This is a genomic window from Sphingopyxis sp. UBA6723, from assembly GCF_002454115.1.
Taxonomy (GTDB): Bacteria; Pseudomonadota; Alphaproteobacteria; order Sphingomonadales; family Sphingomonadaceae; genus Sphingopyxis.
In genome coordinates, this window is the sequence record NZ_DKIH01000011.1 from 71,786 (window position 1) to 89,944 (window position 18,159).

General features: G+C 63.6%; 16 protein-coding genes. 4 read left to right on the forward strand and 12 right to left on the reverse strand.

Annotated features, from left to right (window positions below):
* Nucleotides 1-258 precede the first annotated feature (258 nt).
* From B4F07_RS11380 to B4F07_RS11435, 12 genes are all read right to left on the reverse strand, one after another.
* Entirely contained in the window at nt 259-528 is a 270-nt protein-coding gene (locus B4F07_RS11380) for a GlsB/YeaQ/YmgE family stress response membrane protein (protein ID WP_088441227.1), read from the reverse strand.
* A gap of 125 nt (nt 529-653) precedes the next feature.
* A complete protein-coding gene (locus tag B4F07_RS11385; RefSeq protein WP_039572182.1) occupies nt 654-917 on the reverse strand; it encodes a GlsB/YeaQ/YmgE family stress response membrane protein in 264 nt (87 codons plus the stop codon).
* Nucleotides 918-1,850: 933 nt separating this feature from the next.
* Nucleotides 1,851-2,570, reverse strand: coding sequence for a toll/interleukin-1 receptor domain-containing protein (locus tag B4F07_RS11390; RefSeq protein WP_293703902.1), 720 nt, complete (start codon nt 2,568-2,570; stop codon nt 1,851-1,853).
* A 1-nt stretch (nt 2,571) separates the two neighbouring features.
* Nucleotides 2,572-3,561: a quinolinate synthase NadA gene (gene nadA / locus B4F07_RS11395; protein WP_293703904.1), complete on the reverse strand. Its 990-nt coding sequence runs from the start codon at nt 3,559-3,561 to the stop codon at nt 2,572-2,574.
* A gap of 70 nt (nt 3,562-3,631) precedes the next feature.
* Nucleotides 3,632-4,279 (reverse strand): DUF4230 domain-containing protein, encoded by a 648-nt coding sequence (locus B4F07_RS11400; RefSeq protein ID WP_293703906.1) that lies wholly within the window; start codon nt 4,277-4,279, stop codon nt 3,632-3,634.
* The gene (locus B4F07_RS11405; protein WP_293704791.1) at nt 4,276-5,076 is read right to left on the reverse strand and encodes a hypothetical protein; all 801 of its coding nucleotides are present in this window, start codon (nt 5,074-5,076) and stop codon (nt 4,276-4,278) included. The genes B4F07_RS11400 and B4F07_RS11405 overlap by 4 nt, the downstream gene beginning before the upstream one ends.
* 1 nt (nt 5,077) lies before the next feature.
* A complete protein-coding gene (locus tag B4F07_RS11410) occupies nt 5,078-5,995 on the reverse strand; it encodes an MBL fold metallo-hydrolase (protein WP_293703908.1) in 918 nt (305 codons plus the stop codon).
* A 347-nt stretch (nt 5,996-6,342) separates the two neighbouring features.
* Complete coding sequence (locus B4F07_RS11415) at nt 6,343-8,016, reverse strand: M56 family metallopeptidase (RefSeq protein ID WP_293703910.1); 1,674 nt, start codon at nt 8,014-8,016, stop codon at nt 6,343-6,345.
* Nucleotides 8,013-8,381 carry a BlaI/MecI/CopY family transcriptional regulator gene (locus B4F07_RS11420; protein WP_293703912.1) on the reverse strand — a complete coding sequence of 123 codons (369 nt, stop codon included), beginning with the start codon at nt 8,379-8,381 and terminating at the stop codon, nt 8,013-8,015. The genes B4F07_RS11415 and B4F07_RS11420 overlap by 4 nt, the downstream gene beginning before the upstream one ends.
* A 672-nt stretch (nt 8,382-9,053) precedes the next feature.
* Complete coding sequence (gene grxD, locus B4F07_RS11425; RefSeq protein WP_293703914.1) at nt 9,054-9,383, reverse strand: Grx4 family monothiol glutaredoxin; 330 nt, start codon at nt 9,381-9,383, stop codon at nt 9,054-9,056.
* Nucleotides 9,384-9,428: 45 nt separating this feature from the next.
* Entirely contained in the window at nt 9,429-9,662 is a 234-nt protein-coding gene (locus B4F07_RS11430) for a BolA family protein (RefSeq protein ID WP_293703916.1), read from the reverse strand.
* A gap of 4 nt (nt 9,663-9,666) precedes the next feature.
* Entirely contained in the window at nt 9,667-9,993 is a 327-nt protein-coding gene (locus tag B4F07_RS11435) for a DUF1476 domain-containing protein (RefSeq protein WP_293703918.1), read from the reverse strand.
* Nucleotides 9,994-10,203: 210 nt separating this feature from the next.
* On the opposite strand from B4F07_RS11435, the gene B4F07_RS11440 reads away from it, so the two are divergent.
* The 4 genes from B4F07_RS11440 to B4F07_RS11455 all read left to right on the forward strand — a co-directional run bounded on the left by B4F07_RS11440 (nt 10,204) and on the right by B4F07_RS11455 (nt 18,144).
* The gene (locus B4F07_RS11440) at nt 10,204-13,302 is read left to right on the forward strand and encodes a CHAT domain-containing protein (RefSeq protein ID WP_293703920.1); all 3,099 of its coding nucleotides are present in this window, start codon (nt 10,204-10,206) and stop codon (nt 13,300-13,302) included.
* A 4-nt stretch (nt 13,303-13,306) separates the two neighbouring features.
* On the forward strand, nt 13,307-15,394 hold the full coding sequence (locus B4F07_RS11445) for a CHASE2 domain-containing protein (protein WP_414711733.1): 2,088 nt from the start codon (nt 13,307-13,309) through the stop codon (nt 15,392-15,394).
* Nucleotides 15,381-16,139, forward strand: coding sequence for a hypothetical protein (locus B4F07_RS11450; protein WP_293703922.1), 759 nt, complete (start codon nt 15,381-15,383; stop codon nt 16,137-16,139). The genes B4F07_RS11445 and B4F07_RS11450 overlap by 14 nt, the downstream gene beginning before the upstream one ends.
* A 217-nt stretch (nt 16,140-16,356) precedes the next feature.
* Nucleotides 16,357-18,144: a ShlB/FhaC/HecB family hemolysin secretion/activation protein gene (locus B4F07_RS11455; protein ID WP_293704793.1), complete on the forward strand. Its 1,788-nt coding sequence runs from the start codon at nt 16,357-16,359 to the stop codon at nt 18,142-18,144.
* Nucleotides 18,145-18,159 lie beyond the last annotated feature (15 nt).

Below are 18,159 nucleotides of genomic sequence, written 5' to 3' on the forward strand. Positions count from 1 at the left end.
CGACGAGCACGACAGCGCTCCGCCCCCTCAGGCCCGCACGACAGGACCGAAATCCCGCATGAGGTGTGTTACCCGATTAAATCACCATATGCAAGAGGCCAATCTTTGCCCCTCTGCCTGCGCCCCGGGGCGCGGGTCATAAGCGGATATGATCGCGATTTCCAGTGGTTGCAGCGATGAAAAAGGGCGGCGCGCCTGACGGCGAGCCACCCTTTGATCCGGCCGGCCCCGAGGGACCGCTGCCGGTTATCTAGCGCGTCAGCGAACGCGACCGCGGCGCACCAGATTGACGATGGCGAGCAGCACGACCGCGCCGATAAAGGCGGTGAGCAGGGTCATCGGGTCAAAGGCGTTACCACGCAGGTGACCGCCGCCCAAGAACTGACCGAACAGAAAACGGCCCAGGATGGATCCGATACAGCCGACGATGATGTTCAGGAAAATGCCCTGCTGCGCATCGGTGCGCATCACGATGCTGGCCAGCCAGCCGATGACGCCGCCCATGATGATTGCGATAATGAAATCCATGATATTGACCCCCTACGATCATTGATGGTGCCCGACATTGCGGGCAGACCTTTGATAACCCGGATATTTGAAAACGCCTAATAGAATGGCGGCGGTGCCATCTGCACCGCCGCCATTGGCTGTTTTTAACGCACGCTGCCGCGGCGGATCAGGTTGATAATGCCAAGCAGCACCACCGCACCGATAAACGCCCACAACAGGCCGATCGGGCTGAACGTGTCGAGGCTGGCGCCCATGCCGAAAAAGCTGCCGAGGAAGTTGCCGAGGAACGCCCCGACAATGCCGACGACGACATTCAATATGATCCCCTGCTGCGCGTCGGTGCGCATGACGATGCTCGCCAGCCAGCCGATGATTCCGCCAACGATCAAAGTGATGATCAAGCCCATGATTTTTCCCTTCCTGAACCGCCGGGCAAACGCAGATACCCGGCTGAAATAAAACGTCCGGTCGCGCCCAGACATCGTTTCAACGATGCCGACACAATGCGGAAAGGAAGCGAAAGGTTCCCGGCCGGCCCAAAGGACGCGGCCGGGAAAGTGGGATCAGTTCCAGATCGAGAACTGCTCCGGGTCGCAATCACGGCTATAAGCAGCCGCGTTTGACGGCGATGTGACGATCGTCACATGGGCGAAAATAAATGTCGAAAACAGGTGTGGCGCGGGTTGGCCACGGGGCGCGCGGCGCCCAAACGAAATGGGGGCCGACATTGCTGCCAACCCCCACTATCCGGTCCTGCTCCACACCCACCACCTCACTTCATCCCGGTCCGCTTCTCTTGCGATCAGCAGCCCGCCAAACGATGCGTTGCGGCGCATGCCGGAACAATCCGGCGACGGTTTGGTCGGCCCCCTTTCGGGGGCCGGCCGCACCTGGAAAGCCCTTCATCATCTCTTCCTGCGTCCGCCGAAGCGGTCGCTGTCCAAGCGATGGACTGCATTTCCTGTACCCGATCGGGTTCGCATCAACTCGTGGGAATCGCTACGTTCCGTGACCAGGCTATCGGTCGATTTCTTCGTAAGTCCGATCCGTTCTCTTCTGGCTAGTCTTGCAACTACCCTTGATGTCCCGGCGGTCTTTCGTCTCTGTCGTCCGATGGTTTGAAGCTGACATGAAGCGTTCGGTGCGCCAACCGAAAAACGCCCAATTGCCCTGCCCGAACGTCAGCCGCTGTGGATAAGTCCGGCATTAGCAACAAGCGGATTCGGTGCAGCATTTTTGTAACAAGGGTGCAGCATTTTCGGATTCGGATTTCACAGATAGTCAGTCGAGCAGGAAGCCGAATCGGCAAAAAGAAATTGATGCCAGTCGGCGAGTCGTTTTCAAAATGGCGGCTCATCGTCCGACGTCTGTTCCGCCTTGGATAGCGCGTAACGCACCTTTGTTCGATCATCGGCAAGGAGCAAAGGCTCTATTTCCTCGGCGATCTGCTCAGCCGTTTTGCTTCCGCGAGAAAGAGCTTGGTGCTTAGATATGAAACCTGTCGGATCTTCGCCCATACGCAAGGCAATGATCTTTGTACCCTTGGCGACGGCAAATCCAATCTCTTGCTGACACCATACGCTTTTCGCATAGCCAACCGTGTGGATAGAAATGAAAAGCTCCATTGATTGAAGTGCTCGTTCAATTTGGACTTGCCACTCTAGGGTCGGCTCGATGTCCTCATGCGCGACAAAGGCAGAGATGCCATACCCCGCCAAAACGTCCCGAAGCCGCTTCGCCTTGTCCTTTTCCAATGATAAATGACTTACAAAGGCGCGAAATCGCTTTTGGTCTTGCCAGATTTTCGGAGGCTGTATCGACGCGGAAATCGTTCCAAATGATTCAAGGCCCAAATCATCGATCATTTCGCCCAAAACTGAGTCCTGCGCATCAGTCAGCGCGTAAAAAACCAGCTCTTTGACGTCATAAAAGTCTTCAGAATTAGCCCTAAATTTAGGGATGAACGCGCGTAAAAAGGCCGAGGCACGGGCGAAATCATATCGTTCACTTAGCTCTGAGCCAAGCCGATCAACGATCGCGAGACGCTCGGTGACTTTCATATCACGCCCGCCCCAAATCACCCTTTCCCACCGTCCCCGCCGCCATCTCAAGCATCCGGTCGAGGCTTTTGCGCGCCGCCAGTCGCAGGCCTTCTTCCATCTCGATCTGCGGTTTCAGGTCGCGCAGCGCGAGGTACAGTTTCTCCATCGTGTTGAGCGCCATGTAGGGGCAGATGTTGCAGTTGCAGTTGCCGTCGGCGCCCGGCGCCCCAATGAAGCTCTTTTCGGGGATCGCCAGCTCCATCTGGTGGATGATGTGCGGCTCAGTCGCGACGATCAGCGTGTCGCCCGGAAAGCTCTTGGCGAATTGCAGGATGCCGCTGGTCGACCCGACATAATCGGCATGGTCGACGATGTGCGGCGGACATTCGGGGTGCGCCGCGACCGGCGCGCCGGGGTGCTGTGCCTTCAGCTTGATCAGCTCGGTCTCGCTGAACGCCTCGTGGACGATGCACACGCCCGGCCACAGCAGCATCTCGCGGCCAAACTTGCGGTTGAGATAACCGCCAAGGTGGCGATCTGGGCCAAAGATGATCGGCTGGCTTTCAGGGATCTGACTGATGATCGTCTCGGCGCTCGACGAGGTGACAATGATGTCGCTCAATGCCTTCACCGCGGCCGAGCAGTTGATGTAGGTCAGCGCGATATGGTCGGGGTGCTTTTCGCGAAAGCGCTTGAACTGTTCGGGCGGACAGCTGTCTTCCAGACTGCACCCGGCATCCATGTCGGGCAGGATGACGATCTTTTCGGGGCTCAGGATCTTCGCGGTCTCGGCCATGAACTTCACGCCGCAAAACGCGATGACATCGGCGTCGGTGTCCGCCGCCTTGCGCGACAGCTCGAGCGAATCACCGACGAAATCGGCCAGATCCTGAATCTCGGGCTTCTGGTAATAATGCGCCAGGATCACCGCGTTGCGCTCCTTGCGGAGGCGCTCGATTTCAGCGCGCAGGTCGATGCCCGAGAGATTCTCGCGGATGGGAGCAGTCATCGTTCGTCCTTGTCATGCAGGAGATTGCGCCCCTCCTACACGCGGCCACCCCTGGGAGCAATTCGGCGGTTCAGCTTTCAGGCGTGTTGGCAAAGCGCGCGGTCACCTTCGCATCGATCCCCGCAGCCTTGAGCGGCATCGCGAAACTTTGTTCGACGGCATTGCGCGCCGCGCCCTGCGCCAGCCGCATCGGGGTCGCCCCCCTCGCCTGCTTGATCAGTTCATCCTGCGCTGCCTTCTGGTTGGCGGCGTCGAGCGAGGCTTCGGCGTCGGTCAAGGTCAACAGGATCGTGCCATCGCGAAACTCGCTGATCGCATTGAGGTCGATTTCGGGTCCGGCGAGGCGCAGCGGCGGCAAGGTGACCGTCAAGGCGTTGGTGGCGGCATCCCATTCGAGATCGGACTGCTTGAGCTTGCCCAGATCGACCTCATAGCGCACCGTTCCGGGCATGATCAGCGTCTTCTTCGCGCTCAACCCCATCCGGCTCTGCGTCGAGGTCACCACCGCGACATAGCGCGCCGTGAATGGCACCAGCACATTCTGTTCCTGCAAACCCTGCAAGCTCGCGGCGACGACGGTTTCGGGATCATAGCCCTTTTGCCAGTCGCGCCACGCCGACATCGCCCACCAGACGGCGAGCAACAGCATTGCGGCAGCAGCGAGCAGGATCAGGCGCGAAAGAAGGCGCGGGGCGGACGAGGAGGGATTCGTGGTCATGGGGTTGTATAGCTCGAACAATCGGGGGCGGGGCGATCCATTTCATAACGACCTGTCGCAGGATTGTGGCGCAGCACGCGTTCATAGCTGCACTCGGCATCCTTCCAATGCGCAAGGTCGCCGATCTTGAGCTTCAGCCCGCTATTGTCCTCGCTCCGCCGCGACGTCTGCGGATAGGCGGTCGCAAAGCTGCGATAGGTGAGTGACGGCAATTCGCCGCCGTCGTCGGGGCCCGGTTTCAGCACCGCTTTATACTCATATTCGTCGTGACAGGCGTCGAGCCGGTCCTTGGCATCCTGCTCCGAAAAACATGCGCGGATCATCAGCGAACTGTTCCAAACCACATCGAGCACGGCGCCACCGAGTGCTATCGCGTGCGGCCCCATCCCAAAGCGCAGCAGGTGGAGCCGACTGCCCGTGCCACCGCCGCCCGAATACGTCGCGCGCTGTTCACCAATCACCCCGACCAGCATCTCCAGCCCTGGTTGGCCATCGGCTTCATCGCCGCTGCGCACCCAAACCGCCTGTGGCCATAGCCGCAGTGCCTGCGGCTCGCCCGCGATGACGGGAAGCGGCAGCACAGTCTTTTCAGCGTCGCCTGCGCCGGGAAAGGATATGACCAAATTGGCGGGCAGTTCCTCCGCGTCAGCCTCACCAGGCAGCGCGAAACATATTTGCCCTTCGGGCAGGCAATGCGTGCCGTCGTCTTTCGCGACCAGCGCCACGATACGCGGAGTTGAAGCAGGCGCGGTGTCGGCGGCGGGCTGCGCCGCGGCAAGCAGGATCGTCAAGATCATGTCAGGCCAGTTCCCATTCGTCATCGCGTTCGCGCACCACGCCGCGAGCGCGCAGGTCGAACAAATGCGCGAGCACCGAACGTCCGGCGGCGCCGGTCAACCGCGGGTCTAGCCCCTTGTACATATGCGCGACCATGGCTGGGATGACCCGGGTGCCCTTTTCCAGCTCGCGCAAAATCTGTCGCTCGCGCTGCTTGCGATGCCCCAGCATGCCGCGGACGAGCTGTCGCGGCTTGGTGACCGCGGGGCCATGCGCCGGATAATAAACGCGATCCTCACGGTCATACAGCTTCGACAGGCTGGCCATATAGGCCGCCATGTCGCCGTCGGGCGGGCTGACGACGCTGGTCGACCACGCCATCACATGGTCGCCGGTGAACAGCGCGCCGCTTTCGACCAGCGCGAAGCAGAGGTGGTTCGACGTGTGCCCGGGGGTCGCGACCGCCTCGATCGTCCAACCATCGCCGGAAATTCGTTCACCATCGGTCAGCACGCGGTCGGGGGCATAGTCGGGGTCGAAGGCCGAATCGGCGCGCGGGCCGTCGTCGCGCAGCGCCAGCGGCGCACAGCCGATAATCGGAGCGCCCGTCGCGGCTTTCAGCGGCGCCGCGGCGGGGCTGTGGTCGCGGTGGGTATGCGTGCACAGGATTGCGGCGACACGTGCATCACCAACCGCGCGCAGAATCGCATCGACATGCCCGACACCGTTGGCGTCGGCAGGGTCGCCCACGCTGAAACCGCTGCCGGTCGGCCCCGGATCGATCACTGCAACATCGCTGCCCGCACCGACAATCCACGTTTGGGTACCGGTGAAGGTATAGGGCGACGGGTTCGGCGCCAGGACGCGGCGGACCAGCGGCTCATGCTGCTCGCAATCGCCGGCGCGGATGCTGTCGGGCCAAGGCTTGTCTTCGCTCATGGGTGTCATGTGGCATTGCGGGGCGCGGAACGAAAGGGGTGGTGCGCAAAATGCGGGATGGGGACTGCCGATCTGGCATGATGGCCGCTGACGACCATTTGCGGCCATAAACTTTCGTCATCCCGGACTTGATCCGGGATCCATGCGCCCTCTCAGCAGCGGGCGGCGTATGGCCTCATGGGCCCCGGATCAAGTCCGGGGTGACGAAGAAACCAAGGGCAGCTCACCACCCCAACCCAGCCACGACCGCATCCCCAAAAGAAAAAGGGAGCGGTCGCCCGCTCCCTTCCCCGCCCCTGCCGCCAGCCCCACCGGGGAGCAAAGGCTGGCGCCGAAGCTGCTCGGACCTAGTGGTCCGATTTCTCGATATCGGCGATCGCCTTTTCCAGGTCGGCGGCGACCTTGGCGCGCATGTCGTCGGACAGGCCGCGGGCGCGTTCACCCTCGACAAAGGCTTCGCGCGCTTTTTTCAGAGCCGACAACCGCGCCGCCTTGCCTTCGGCGCTGTCGTTGCAGGCGAACAGATGGACGCGGGTGCGCTTGTTGCCATCGGTTTCGTCACGGTTGACGATCGGCGCCGCCTTTTTGCTGTCGCCGCATTTGCCGAGCACCATCGTCTGGCCATGCACCGACGACCAGGCGCCATTCGGCATCGGCGGCATGGGCGGCATGGGCGGCATCGGCGCCAGCACCGTCCGCATCCGTGCTTTGCGCTTCGCTTCCAGCTTGTCGGCGATCGCTTCGGCCTGCTGGCCGGTGACCCCCTGTTCCTTCAACGTTGCGAGCACATCGTCGCGCGACAGGCTGCCCGGCATGCGGACATCAATGCGGCGCAGCTTGTCCTTGCCGTCGGCGGGCGCGAACATCACCGTCGGCGCCTTGCCCGCGTCGGCGTTGTCACGGCGGATGACGATGCGATGCACTTCGCGCTTCTTGCCTTCCTTGTCGGTGGCGACGTCCTCGCTATGGTCGGTGAAGACCATGACGTTAGGCGCATCCGGGGCGGCGGGCGCATCGGCGGGCAGCGGCGCCTCGGGCGGCAGCGGCGGCGCGGGCGGTTCGGCCATATCGACCGTCTGCGCGGTCGCCGTCTCTACCGCGGCCGGCACCAGCGTCGCGGTCGCCGCCAGCACCGCCAGCGTCGCCCCGCCGATCAGCAACCGGCCCGCCAGCCCGCGCTGTTTCGAAATATCCCTCCGCATCAACATCGTCAGCCTCTCCTGCAAATTATCATGAACCGCCATCGGCGCCGCGAGCGACAGGCGCGAACCGACCGCAGCCTTGGCGATCGCGGTCGCATAGCGCGCGGTGCGCTCGCCGCGACTATCCGCGTCGGCCATCATCAGTACGCGCGCGTCGCATGCCGCCTCCTGATCGAAGCGAAAGGCGCGGATTGCGCGCCAGGCAAACGGATTGAACCATTGCGACGCCAGCAGCACGAGCGCGGCGGCATTTGCCCACAAATCGCCATGGCGATGGTGCGCCAGTTCGTGATCGACCGCCAGCGCACGCTCGTCGGCGGCATAGCGGGCAAAGAAGTCCTGCGGCACGGCGACGATGCGGTGCCACAGACCGAACGCGACCGGACCATCGACGGCATCGCTCATCACCAGCCGGATCGTCCCGATCGGCTCCAGCTCGACCGCTTCATCGAGAACCTCGGCGCGGAAGCGGCGATGCGACAGCAGCGCCATGGCAAGCACCGCGACCATGCCCATCGCCCATATGACAAAGACATAAGGCATGGCATCGGCAAACGACCATTCAGGCGTCGCCGGAACCGTCATCGGCGCGTCAACCGCGATCAGCATGAGTTCGCTCGCGCCGGAAACCGTCACCGGCTCCGCGAACGGCAGCGGTGGCAACACCAGCCGCATTGCCGGGATCAGCCACAGGCTATACGCCAGCCGCGGCCCGAAATGGCGCGCGAAGGGTTTGCGGATCAGCAGCACCGCGAGGACGAGCAGCGCGGTGGTGAGCATCGTGTCGCCCCACACCTGCATCCAGGTCGCGGCGCTCATGACTTGAGCTTCCGCAGCAGCGCTTCAATTTCGGCGATGTCGGTGTCGGTCAGCGCCTCGCGATCGGCAAGATGCGCGATCAGCGGGCTGACGCGGCCGCCGAACAGGCGGTCGACGAACCGCTGCGATTCCTCGCCGACGGCGTCGGCGCGTTCGATCGCGGGGCTGTACAGATAACGGCGACCGTCCGCCTCGGCGGTGACGGCGCCCTTTTGGACCAGCCGCGCCAGCAACGTCTTGACCGTCGCCTGTGTCCAGCCGTTGGCCTTGCCGATCCGGGTGGTGAGGTCGGCCGCGGTCTGCGGGGCATCGTCCCATAGGGCCGACAGCACCTGCATCTCCGACTCGCTTGCTCTTTCTGCCATCAGAACCCCTCCCATTGGCACCGCTCAACTGCGATGCGACTACAAATGTAGTCAACGGGCTGAATGGTCGATGAACGAAGCTGAACGGCAACACATTCCCGTCATCCCGGCGAAGGCCGGGATCACGCCAGTGCGTCAGGGCGCGAGGGTGAGATCCCGGCCTTCGCCGGGATGACGTCTTGTCGTGTCGGGATATTTGACAGTGCGCGATGCCGGTAAGGAATCGCTAACCACCGTCTCCCGCCGATATCCGTCGCCACGCCAATTTGGCACGGCAATTGAATAGTATCAGATGTTCCCGAGTGTTCCGCTCAATTGGAGCGGTGGGGGGCATCGGTCTGGTCCCTGATGCCCCCTGCCCCCACCGGGAAATCCCCACTTGCCCCCGACGCAGACGGGGGGCGGAGCGGTCGAAAGGCCCCGCCCCCCGGACGCTTCATTTTCTGATTTTTGAAACGGGCGGACCGTTGGACACGACCGAAAGCAGCCGCTCAATCCCGTCCCCGTTCGTATCGAGCGCAGTCGAGATACGCGTGGCTTGGCGTGAGCGCGGCGTGTCTCGACTTCGCTCGACACGAACGGAAATAGAAGACGGTCGGCAATCCACCCCAAATCGGACAAAAAGCCCGCCGGAACGTATATTCCGCCGGGCATTTGATCTCTAAACTCGGCTTACTCCGCCTTTGCAGGAATCCCGGTCATCAGCGTGTGAAGCTCGCCCGCTTCCCACATTTCCATCATGATATCGCTGCCGCCGACAAATTCGCCCTTAACATAGAGCTGGGGGATCGTCGGCCAGTCGGAAAATTCCTTGATGCCCTGGCGGATTTCCATGTCCTGCAGCACGTCGACGGTCTCATATTCGACGCCCAGCCGGTCGAGCATCGCGATCGCGCGCGAGGAAAAGCCGCATTGCGGGAACAGCGGCGTCCCCTTCATGAACAACAGCACGGGATTGTCGGCGACCAGCTTGGCGATGCGGTCATGCGTGGGTTCGGTCATAATCGTCTCCGGTGGCGCTTTGCGCCAGAAATTTGATGCTGGCCCCTATGAAGGAACGGCGGTGGTCAATTGCAAGGCGTGAAGTTCGCCGCCCATGCGGCCGCCGAGCGCGGCATAGACCGCCTTGTGCTGCGCGACCCGCGTCATACCGCGAAAGGATTCGCTGATCACGTGCGCCGCATAATGGTCGTTATCGCCGGCCAGATCGGTAATCGCGACCTCGGCATCGGGAAAGGCCGCGGCGATCATCGCCCGCAAATCATCGGCGCGCATCCCCATCGGATCAGCCCTGACTGTCCATGAACTGGCGCCGGGCCTCGACCGCCTTGTCGTTCAGCGCGGCGCGGATTTCGGCGTCGCTGATCTCCACATTTGCGGCGGTCAGATCGCCCGCCAGTTTGCGGATCACGTCCTCGTCGCCCGCTTCCTCGAAATCGGCTTGCACCACAGCCTTGGCATAAGCGTCGGTTTCTTCGGGGGTCAGTCCCATGCGCGCGGCGGCCCATTCGCCGACCAGCCGGTTGCGCCGCGCAGTGATACGGAACTGCACATCCTGATCACGGGCAAATTGCGCCTCGAAGGCGCGTTCACGATCGTCGAATCCGCTCATATTGTCCTCACGGGTTTGAAACTGTCGCCTTGCAGATAGGTGGCGCGTCCCATGGGTGCAAGCGACCTGTGCCGCTGATCACTTCCCTTTTATCCGCGAAGGGGTTAGGGTTCATGTCAAGGGAATGGGTCGTACCGCAGCAATGAAGACTGCGCCTTGCCGCAAATGCGTCGGCAGGGCGCCTCTAGCCTTGTGTTTGGGGGATTGGTGATGACCGTTCGACGTCCGTTTTGCCTGCCGGTACTGGCGGCGCTTGCTTTGGCGGCGCCGGGAGCCGCGCAGGCGCAAAGTACCGACCCGACGCTGCGCGACAGTTTTTCGATCGGCGATCAAGGCGGTTCGCTGTGCGCGGTGCAGGCGACCGTGCGCGACCGCGTGATCGACGGCATGTTCGACCGCGCCTGGGTGATCCTGTGCCGCGACGCCAGCCAGCCGGTCGGATATGTCCGGATGCTGCGGGCCAGCCCCGACAGCGCCCGCACCCGCATCGAACGCGGCCGCGCCGACACCATCACCTGCGCCACCGACGGAACTTGCACGGTCAGGGACAGCAGCGTCGTGTGGCAGACGCGGATCGAGGCCGACGGGAATACGGCCTATACCGTCGAAGGCTTCGCTGCCTACAGCGACGCGCTGAACCTGGCGCTCGAATCGATTCGGCAGCGCAAGGTCGTCCCTGGTGTTATCAAGGTTGCCACCACATCGGTGGGGGCGAACGATGGTTTCGCCCGCACCCTGGCTGGCGCCATCGACGTCGACAAGGCCTTGGCCGAGGGATATCGCCGCAACCACAGCGGCGATTATGCCGAAGCCGCCGAATTTTTCGAAACCCTGTCGCGCCGTACCCTGAGCGATGAAGGCGCCGCCGACATCGATCCGACCGAATTCACCCTGAACCGCGCGCTGCAACGTTCCAACCTTGGCGAATTCGGCGAGGCCGAGCGGCTGTTCGCCGAAACCGAAGCGGTGCCGACCAGCGATCCCGTCCAGCTGCGCCTGCGCCGCAACTTTCGCGCCATCCATGCCCTCAATCAGCGCGATTACGACGGCGCAGCCGAATTGTTGCAGCAACCGATTACGCCGCTGACCAGTGCGGTCAGCGTCGAGGGCGCCAGCGTCACCCTGTCTCCGACGATCGTTGCCGGGGTCAACAGCGGCAGCACCGCCCGCGCGGTCCAGCAGAGTTCAGATCGCGAACGGCTGACTCCGCTCGAACGCGCGCAGATCATCGACGCGCAGGCGGTTCATCTGCTCGGCACCGTTGAGCGGCTGCGCGGCAATGGCGCCGCGGCCAAGACGGCGCAGCTCAAAGGCCTGTCCGACGCGCTCGCGGTGCGCGAAGGCCGCGTCACCTCGATCGTCCGCCTGCGCTCGCAGATGCTGGGCGAACTCGCGCTCGCCGAAGAGGCCTTGGGCGATGTCGCCGCCGCCGATGCGCGTTTTCTGGAATCGGTGAACGCGCTCGCGGTTGAATATCCCGAAACCAACGCGCTCGCCTCGGCCCGCGCGCGTTACGCCGCCTTCCTGACCCGTCAAGGCCAGGACGACAAGGCGCTGGCGATTTATCGCGATGTCGTCACCGCGCTCGCCGGGTCGCAGCGCTCGACCACCGGCATGGCGAACATGATGGCGCCCTATTACCGGCTGCTCGCCAGCCGCGCGGCAACCGATCCGACCGCGATCGGCGATTTCTTCGTCGCCAGCCAGTTGCAAGTTCGCCCCGGTGTTGCAGACACGCAAGCCGTGCTCGCGCGCGAATTGTCGAGCGGCAGCGACGATGGCGCGCGGCTGTTCCGTCAGGCGACGACGCTGAACCGCGATATCGAGCGCGCCCGGATCGAGGATGCGCGGCTGGCGCAATTGCCGGTATCGCCCGAAATCAATGCGCTACGCGCCGATCTGAAGACCCAGCTCGACAATCTGTCGTTCCAACAGGCCGAAACGATCGTCGCGCTGGGCGCCTTTCCGCAATATCGCGTCGTCGCCCCGGGCAAGCTCGACCTGCCCGAACTGCAACAGGTGCTGCGCACGGGCGAAGCCTATCTGAAGATGCTGGTCGTCGGCGATTCGGTCTATGCCATGCTGATCGAGCCGACCGGCGCCCAGCTCTGGAAATCGGACATCAGCGCCGCGGCGCTCGACACCGCGGTCGATACGATCCGCTCGACGATCTCGATCGTCGAAAATGGCCGCCGCGTAACCTACCCCTTCGATGCCGCAACCGCGTATAAGCTGTATGGCCAGTTGTTCGCACCCGTCGCGGCCAAGCTGCCCACGGTGGCGCATCTGATCTTTGAACCCGATGGCGGCATGTTGCGGCTGCCGATAAACCTGTTGATTACCGCCGATACCGGGCTGGCCGCCTATGAACAGCGGTTGATCGACCCCAACGCCGATCCGTTCGACATGCGCCAGGTGGCGTGGCTCGGGCGCACGACGCGCCCCAGCACCGCGGTCTCGACGCTCGCGTTCCGCAATGCACGGCAGGCGGCCCCGTCAAAGGCGGCCAACCAGTATTTCGGGCTCGGCCAGAATCTGCCGATCAATGGCACCACCCTGCCATCGCTCGGCACTCGCGGCGCGGCGGGCGGCGCCGTTGACAGCGATTGCCAATGGGACGTGTCGCAATGGGCGCGCCCGATCTCGGCCGACGAACTGGTGACGGCCAGCAACGCCATGGGCCGCGATGCCGCAACCCTGCTCACCGGCGGTGCTTTTACCGACACCGCGGTGAAAAGCCGTACCGACCTAAACGACTATCGCATCATCCATTTCGCTACCCACGGCCTCGTCACCGCGCCGCGCCCCGCCTGCCCGGCGCGCCCGGCGCTGGTCACTTCGTTCGGGGGCGACGATTCGGACGGGCTGCTGACCTTCCAGGAAATCTTCGACCTCAAGCTTAACGCCGATCTGGTCATCCTGTCGGCGTGCGACACCGCGGGCGCCGCATCGGTCGCCGCAACGCGCGAAGCCGGGCTGTCTGGCGGCGGCAACGCGCTCGACGGGCTTGTGCGCAGCTTCATCGGCGCCGGTGGCCGTTCGGTAATCGCCAGCCACTGGCCGGCGCCCGACGATTTCGACGCGACCAAGCGTCTGATCGGCGGCCTGTTCGGTGCCAATCAAGGCACCAGCGTCGCCGATGCAATGTGGGGCACGCAGATGCGGCTGATGGACGACAAGCAGACGTCGCACCCCTATTATTGGGCAGGGTTCGCGATCATCGGCGACGGCGGTCAGCCACTCCTGCACGGAGGCAGCGCGACTGTTGCTGCGCCCATCGGGGAGGTAGCTGGCCGCGCCGCCCGCTGAGTCGATGACCCTGACCGAAACCACAACACCCGGGGCCGATCCGGCCGCGTCGGATAGCCAGCGGGCCGTGGTCCCGCTGGGCAAGCGGGTGCGCCGCCTGGTCATGCAGCTTGGCCCGTCGCGGTTGGCGGCGACGATCCTGTTCCTGATCGTCGCGATCCTGATCGCGCGCTTCAGCTGGCAGATGCCGCTGATCGATGCCGCCGAACGCGCGCTGTACGACGCCCGCGCGACGCTGATGGCGCCGCATGTCGAACAGGACAAACGCATCGTCCTCATTACCTATAACGACGAGACCCTGTTCAACACCGGCATCCGCTCGCCGCTCGACCGCACCCTGCTCGCCAACGCGCTGGGCAATATCGACCAGATGGGCGCCAAAGCGATCGGCATCGATATCGCCTTCGACTCGCCGCGCCCCGACGACGAGGTGCTGAAAACGCAGCTGCGCGCAATGACGACACCCACCTGGCTCGCCTACGCCGAGCAAGCGAGCAATCCGAACACGATTTTTTACGAACAGCAGAAATTTCTCGAAGCCTTCATTGCCGACGTCGCAACCGACAAGACCAAGCCGACCAGCGTCTTGTTCCAAACCGACGACGACAGCGTGATCCGCAAATGGCCCGGCCGACCCAGGAATCTGCCGCCATTGATGTCCAACGCCATGGCGCCGGTCGATGCGGCACATGCAAGTTTTCGCGGCAATATCCGCTTCCTCGTCCCCGCACGCGCCGCAAAGGGACAGGAAGAACCGGTTTTTGCCAGTATCCCGATCGACACCTTTGCGATGCCGATGGACGCCGACATGCGCACGGGCTTTTCCGAGCTGGTGAAGGACCGTTACGTCCTGATCGGCGGCGACATCATCGACAATGACCAGTTCAACACGCCGCTCAGCCGCTTCACCGATCCGATCACCGGCCAGCACGAAACGATGATCGGGCTGGAGGTGCACGCCCATATGCTGGCGCAGCAGCTCGACAAGGCGTGGTCGCGGCCGCTCGCCGGACCGGTGCTGTGGATCCTCGCCGTCCTGATCGTACTCGCGGGCGGGCTGACCAGTCTGATCGACCTGCGCGCGCGCTGGGTGGCGCTCGCTTTTCTGGGACAGATGGCGTTCTTCATCGCCTTCCCCTTCTGGCTCCACGGTCGCGGCGTCGATACCACCACGCTGCCGACCTTTGGTTGGGCGATCGGCTGGTTGTTCGGTTACGCGGCGGTGGGGACCGCCGCACGAACCGTCGGATCGCGCCAGCGCGCCTTTGCCCAATCGGCGCTCGGCAAATATCTGCCCGCCGACGTCGCCGCACAGATCATGCGCGACCCAGACCAGCTGTCGCTCCACGGCGAGCGGCGCAACATCTTCTGCGTCTTCACCGACCTTGAGGGGTTCACCAAGCTCAGTCATGCGGTGACGCCGGAAACCGTCGCGCGGCTGCTCAACGAATATCTTGATCGCCTCTCCGACATCGTCCTCGATCATGGCGGGACGATCGACAAGTTCGTCGGCGATGCCGTCGTTGCCTTTTGGGGCGCGCCGCTCAGCCGCCCCGATGACGGGCCAAAGGCCGCAGCCGCTGCGCTCGCCATGTATGAAGCTGGCGAGAAGTTTCGCATCGACATGGCCGAAGGCGTCCCGCCGCTCGGCATGACGCGCGTCGGACTGCACGTCGGTGACGCGATCGTTGGCAATTTCGGCGGCGAAGGGCGAATCCAATATACCGCGCTCGGCGATGCCATGAACACTGCCTCGCGGCTGGAGGCCGCCAACAAGGCGCTCAAGACCGGCGTGCTCATCTCGGCCGAAGCGGCGGCGCGCGCCGATCGCGACGATCTGATCCCCATGGGGCGGGTCACGCTGCGCGGCCGCGCGCAGCCGGTCGATGTCCTGACGTCGCGCCCCGACCTATCGATCGAACAGCGCGCCCGCATCGCCGCGGTGGTCGCTGCGCACACCGCGGGCGACAAAAAAGCCTATGTGATGGCCGCCACAGCGGCGGCGACCGAATTTAGTCAGGATGCAGCCATCATGTTCCTGATAGAACGCCTGAACAATACGAAGAATGGAGAAAGCTATGTCCTTTCCTGATCTGGCCATGCGCCGTCTGAGCCTCACGGCCGCCGCAGCCGTCATGGCGGTGGCCGTCGTCGGTACCGCCGCAGCGCAATCGATGGTCGTCCGCTCGACCGGGCCGTCGGCGGCGAAATATCCGACCGGCGCCAAGCTGAAATCCACCGACAAGCTGACCCTGGTGTCAGGCGACAAGGTGGTGCTGATGCAGGCGGGCAAGACGCGCACCCTGTCCGGCCCCGGGACGTTCGGTGCCAGTGCGACGATCCAGACCAGCCAGTCGATGAGCGGCACCGTGACGCGGATGCTGGCCAAGGGGCCAACGATGCGCTCACGCGGCGGATTTTCGCGCGGTCCGAACGATCCGGTCCCTGTCGAAGCGCGCGCGCCGAACCTGTGGCTGCTCGATTATCGCGAAGGCGGCACCTTTTGCGTTGTTGATCCCGCGACCTTGATGCTGTGGCGCCCGAACATGGAAGGCGACACCGCGCTGGAAATCGAAAGCGCCGGCAAAAAGACGACCGTCGCGATCGTCGACGGCGCCAATTTCCGCAAATGGCCGACAGATGTGCTGCCCGTGCAATATGGGGTAGATTACCGGCTGTCGGGCGGCGGCCTGGCCGCACCGGTCAACGTGCGTTTCGCAGCGCTGGAAAATGCGCCCGATACCGTGGAGGGATCGGTCGATATGCTGATGGCCAAGGGCTGCGCACCGCAGCTCAACCGACTGGTCGATGCCATGTCGGATGCCGAAGCGGGTTGAGGTGAACGGATTCGGGCGGGCATTGAACCCGGTCGAGCCATCTGATAACGAATAAAAGAAAATCTGCTGATCTAGCGGCAGAATCTTTCCTTGGGTCGAACAATTCGCACTGCCGGTTCCCGGCAGAGCCATAGAAATTTAGGCACCGCGATTTCGCGGTCGCGTTCGTGCTCAAGGGGTGGTGATGATTACGGGGGATTTGGGACATATTGCGCGCGTGCGGCCGAAACGGGCTGTGCTGCGCCGGACATTGGGCTGTTCGGCAGGATTGATCGCCTTCGTCTTGCCCACCGCCGCGCTGGCGCAGCCGACGCCGCAAATCCCGACGCGCGAGGAAATTCAGCAACCGACGCTGGCGCCGCTGACTCCGCCCAATGAACAGGTCGTATCCGCCGACGACAGCATCGAACGCGCGCCCTGCCCGCTCGCCAATCCCGAATTCGCCAATGTCCGTATCACGCTGCGGGGCGTCGAATTTTCCAGTGTCGACGGCATTGATTCGGCGATGCTGGCGCCAAGCTGGTCGGACAAGATCGGGCAGGATCTGCCGATTTCGGTCGTCTGCGACATCCGCGATCGTGCCGCGACGATGCTGCGCTCCAAAGGCTATCTCGCCGCAGTTCGCGTCCCGCCGCAGACGATCGACGACGGCATCGTCCGGCTCGACATTCTCGCCGCGCGCATGACCCGGATCGAAGTTCGCGGCGATGCCGGTGCCAACGAACGCCTGCTGCAACGCTATCTCTCGCGGCTCGACGACCAGCCAGTGTTCAACATCGTCGATGCCGAACGCTATCTGCTTCTGGCGCGCGACATTCCCGGGCTGGATGCGCGGTTGACGCTACGCCCCGGCGATGCCCCCGGAGATGTTGTTGGCGAGGTCACCGTGCTGCGGACGCCTTTTACATTTGACGCCAATATCCAGAATTTTGGATCACGCGACGTTGGGCGCTGGGGCGGCGTGGCGCGCGTCCGTTTCGCCGGGTTGACCGGCATGGGCGACCTGACCACCGCCAGTTTTTATTCCACCCCCGATTTCGACGAGCAACAGGTCGTCCAGCTGGCGCACGAGTTCCGCGTCGGCGGCGAAGGGCTGCGCTTTGGCGCCAGCTATACCTACGCCTGGACCCGGCCCGACATCGCGGCGTTCCCGATCAAGTCAAAGACGCAGATCGCCAGCCTGTTCGCATCCTATCCGGTCACCCTGACCCAGGCGCGGCGGTTCACCATCGGCGGCGGGCTCGACCTGATCGATCAGGACATCGGCCTCGGCGGGGTGCCGATCAACCGCGATCGCTTGCGCGTGTTCAACCTGCGTGTCGACGCGAGCTGGATCGACCCTGCCTCGGTCGCCGGCCGCAGCGGCTTCAGCCCCAGCGAACCGCGCTGGGCGCTTTCGACTGCCATCGAGGCGCGGCAGGGGGTCAATTTTCTGGGCGCCAGCGACGATTGCGGCCCTGGCGGCGCGACCTGTTTCCTGCCCGGAGCGGTGCCGTTGACCCGCGTCGAGGGCAAGCCCGACGCGTTCCTGCTGCGCGCCAATACGCTCGCCGAATGGCGGCCGCACAAATTGTTCACGTTGTCCGCCGCACCGCGCGCGCAATGGGCGAGCGATCCGCTGCTTGCATATGAAGAATTTTCGGGCGGCAACTTCACCGTCGGGCGCGGCTTCGATCCCGGCACGATTATCGGCGACAGCGGCGTCGGCGTTGCGGTCGAGGCGCGCTACGGATCGTTCGTCCCCGCCAATACCAAGGCGTTAGCTTTTCAGCCCTTTGCCTTTTTCGACGCCGCCTGGGTGTGGAACAAGGATGCCGCGTTCAACGGCCTTAATCCGCAGAAACTCTTTTCCGCGGGGGGCGGCGTGCGCGTTGCTTATGGCGATGTCGCCCGGCTCGACGTGACGATGGCGGTGCCGCTCAACCGCGGCGGCTTCCTGGCGCAAAAGCCCGATCCGCGCTTGCTGGTGTCGCTGACGACCCAATTTGGCGTGAAGGCGCGCTGACCCATGACGATGACA

Coding starts and splice junctions, on each gene's coding strand:
- B4F07_RS11380 (WP_088441227.1), bottom strand. CDS start 528: ATGGATTTCATTATCGCAATCATCATGGGCGGCGTCATCGGCTGGCTG.
- B4F07_RS11385 (WP_039572182.1), bottom strand. CDS start 917: ATGGGCTTGATCATCACTTTGATCGTTGGCGGAATCATCGGCTGGCTG.
- B4F07_RS11390 (WP_293703902.1), bottom strand. CDS start 2,570: ATGAAAGTCACCGAGCGTCTCGCGATCGTTGATCGGCTTGGCTCAGAG.
- nadA (WP_293703904.1), bottom strand. CDS start 3,561: ATGACTGCTCCCATCCGCGAGAATCTCTCGGGCATCGACCTGCGCGCT.
- B4F07_RS11400 (WP_293703906.1), bottom strand. CDS start 4,279: ATGACCACGAATCCCTCCTCGTCCGCCCCGCGCCTTCTTTCGCGCCTG.
- B4F07_RS11405 (WP_293704791.1), bottom strand. CDS start 5,076: ATGATCTTGACGATCCTGCTTGCCGCGGCGCAGCCCGCCGCCGACACC.
- B4F07_RS11410 (WP_293703908.1), bottom strand. CDS start 5,995: ATGAGCGAAGACAAGCCTTGGCCCGACAGCATCCGCGCCGGCGATTGC.
- B4F07_RS11415 (WP_293703910.1), bottom strand. CDS start 8,016: ATGAGCGCCGCGACCTGGATGCAGGTGTGGGGCGACACGATGCTCACC.
- B4F07_RS11420 (WP_293703912.1), bottom strand. CDS start 8,381: ATGGCAGAAAGAGCAAGCGAGTCGGAGATGCAGGTGCTGTCGGCCCTA.
- grxD (WP_293703914.1), bottom strand. CDS start 9,383: ATGACCGAACCCACGCATGACCGCATCGCCAAGCTGGTCGCCGACAAT.
- B4F07_RS11430 (WP_293703916.1), bottom strand. CDS start 9,662: ATGGGGATGCGCGCCGATGATTTGCGGGCGATGATCGCCGCGGCCTTT.
- B4F07_RS11435 (WP_293703918.1), bottom strand. CDS start 9,993: ATGAGCGGATTCGACGATCGTGAACGCGCCTTCGAGGCGCAATTTGCC.
- B4F07_RS11440 (WP_293703920.1), top strand. CDS start 10,204: ATGACCGTTCGACGTCCGTTTTGCCTGCCGGTACTGGCGGCGCTTGCT.
- B4F07_RS11445 (WP_414711733.1), top strand. CDS start 13,307: ATGACCCTGACCGAAACCACAACACCCGGGGCCGATCCGGCCGCGTCG.
- B4F07_RS11450 (WP_293703922.1), top strand. CDS start 15,381: ATGTCCTTTCCTGATCTGGCCATGCGCCGTCTGAGCCTCACGGCCGCC.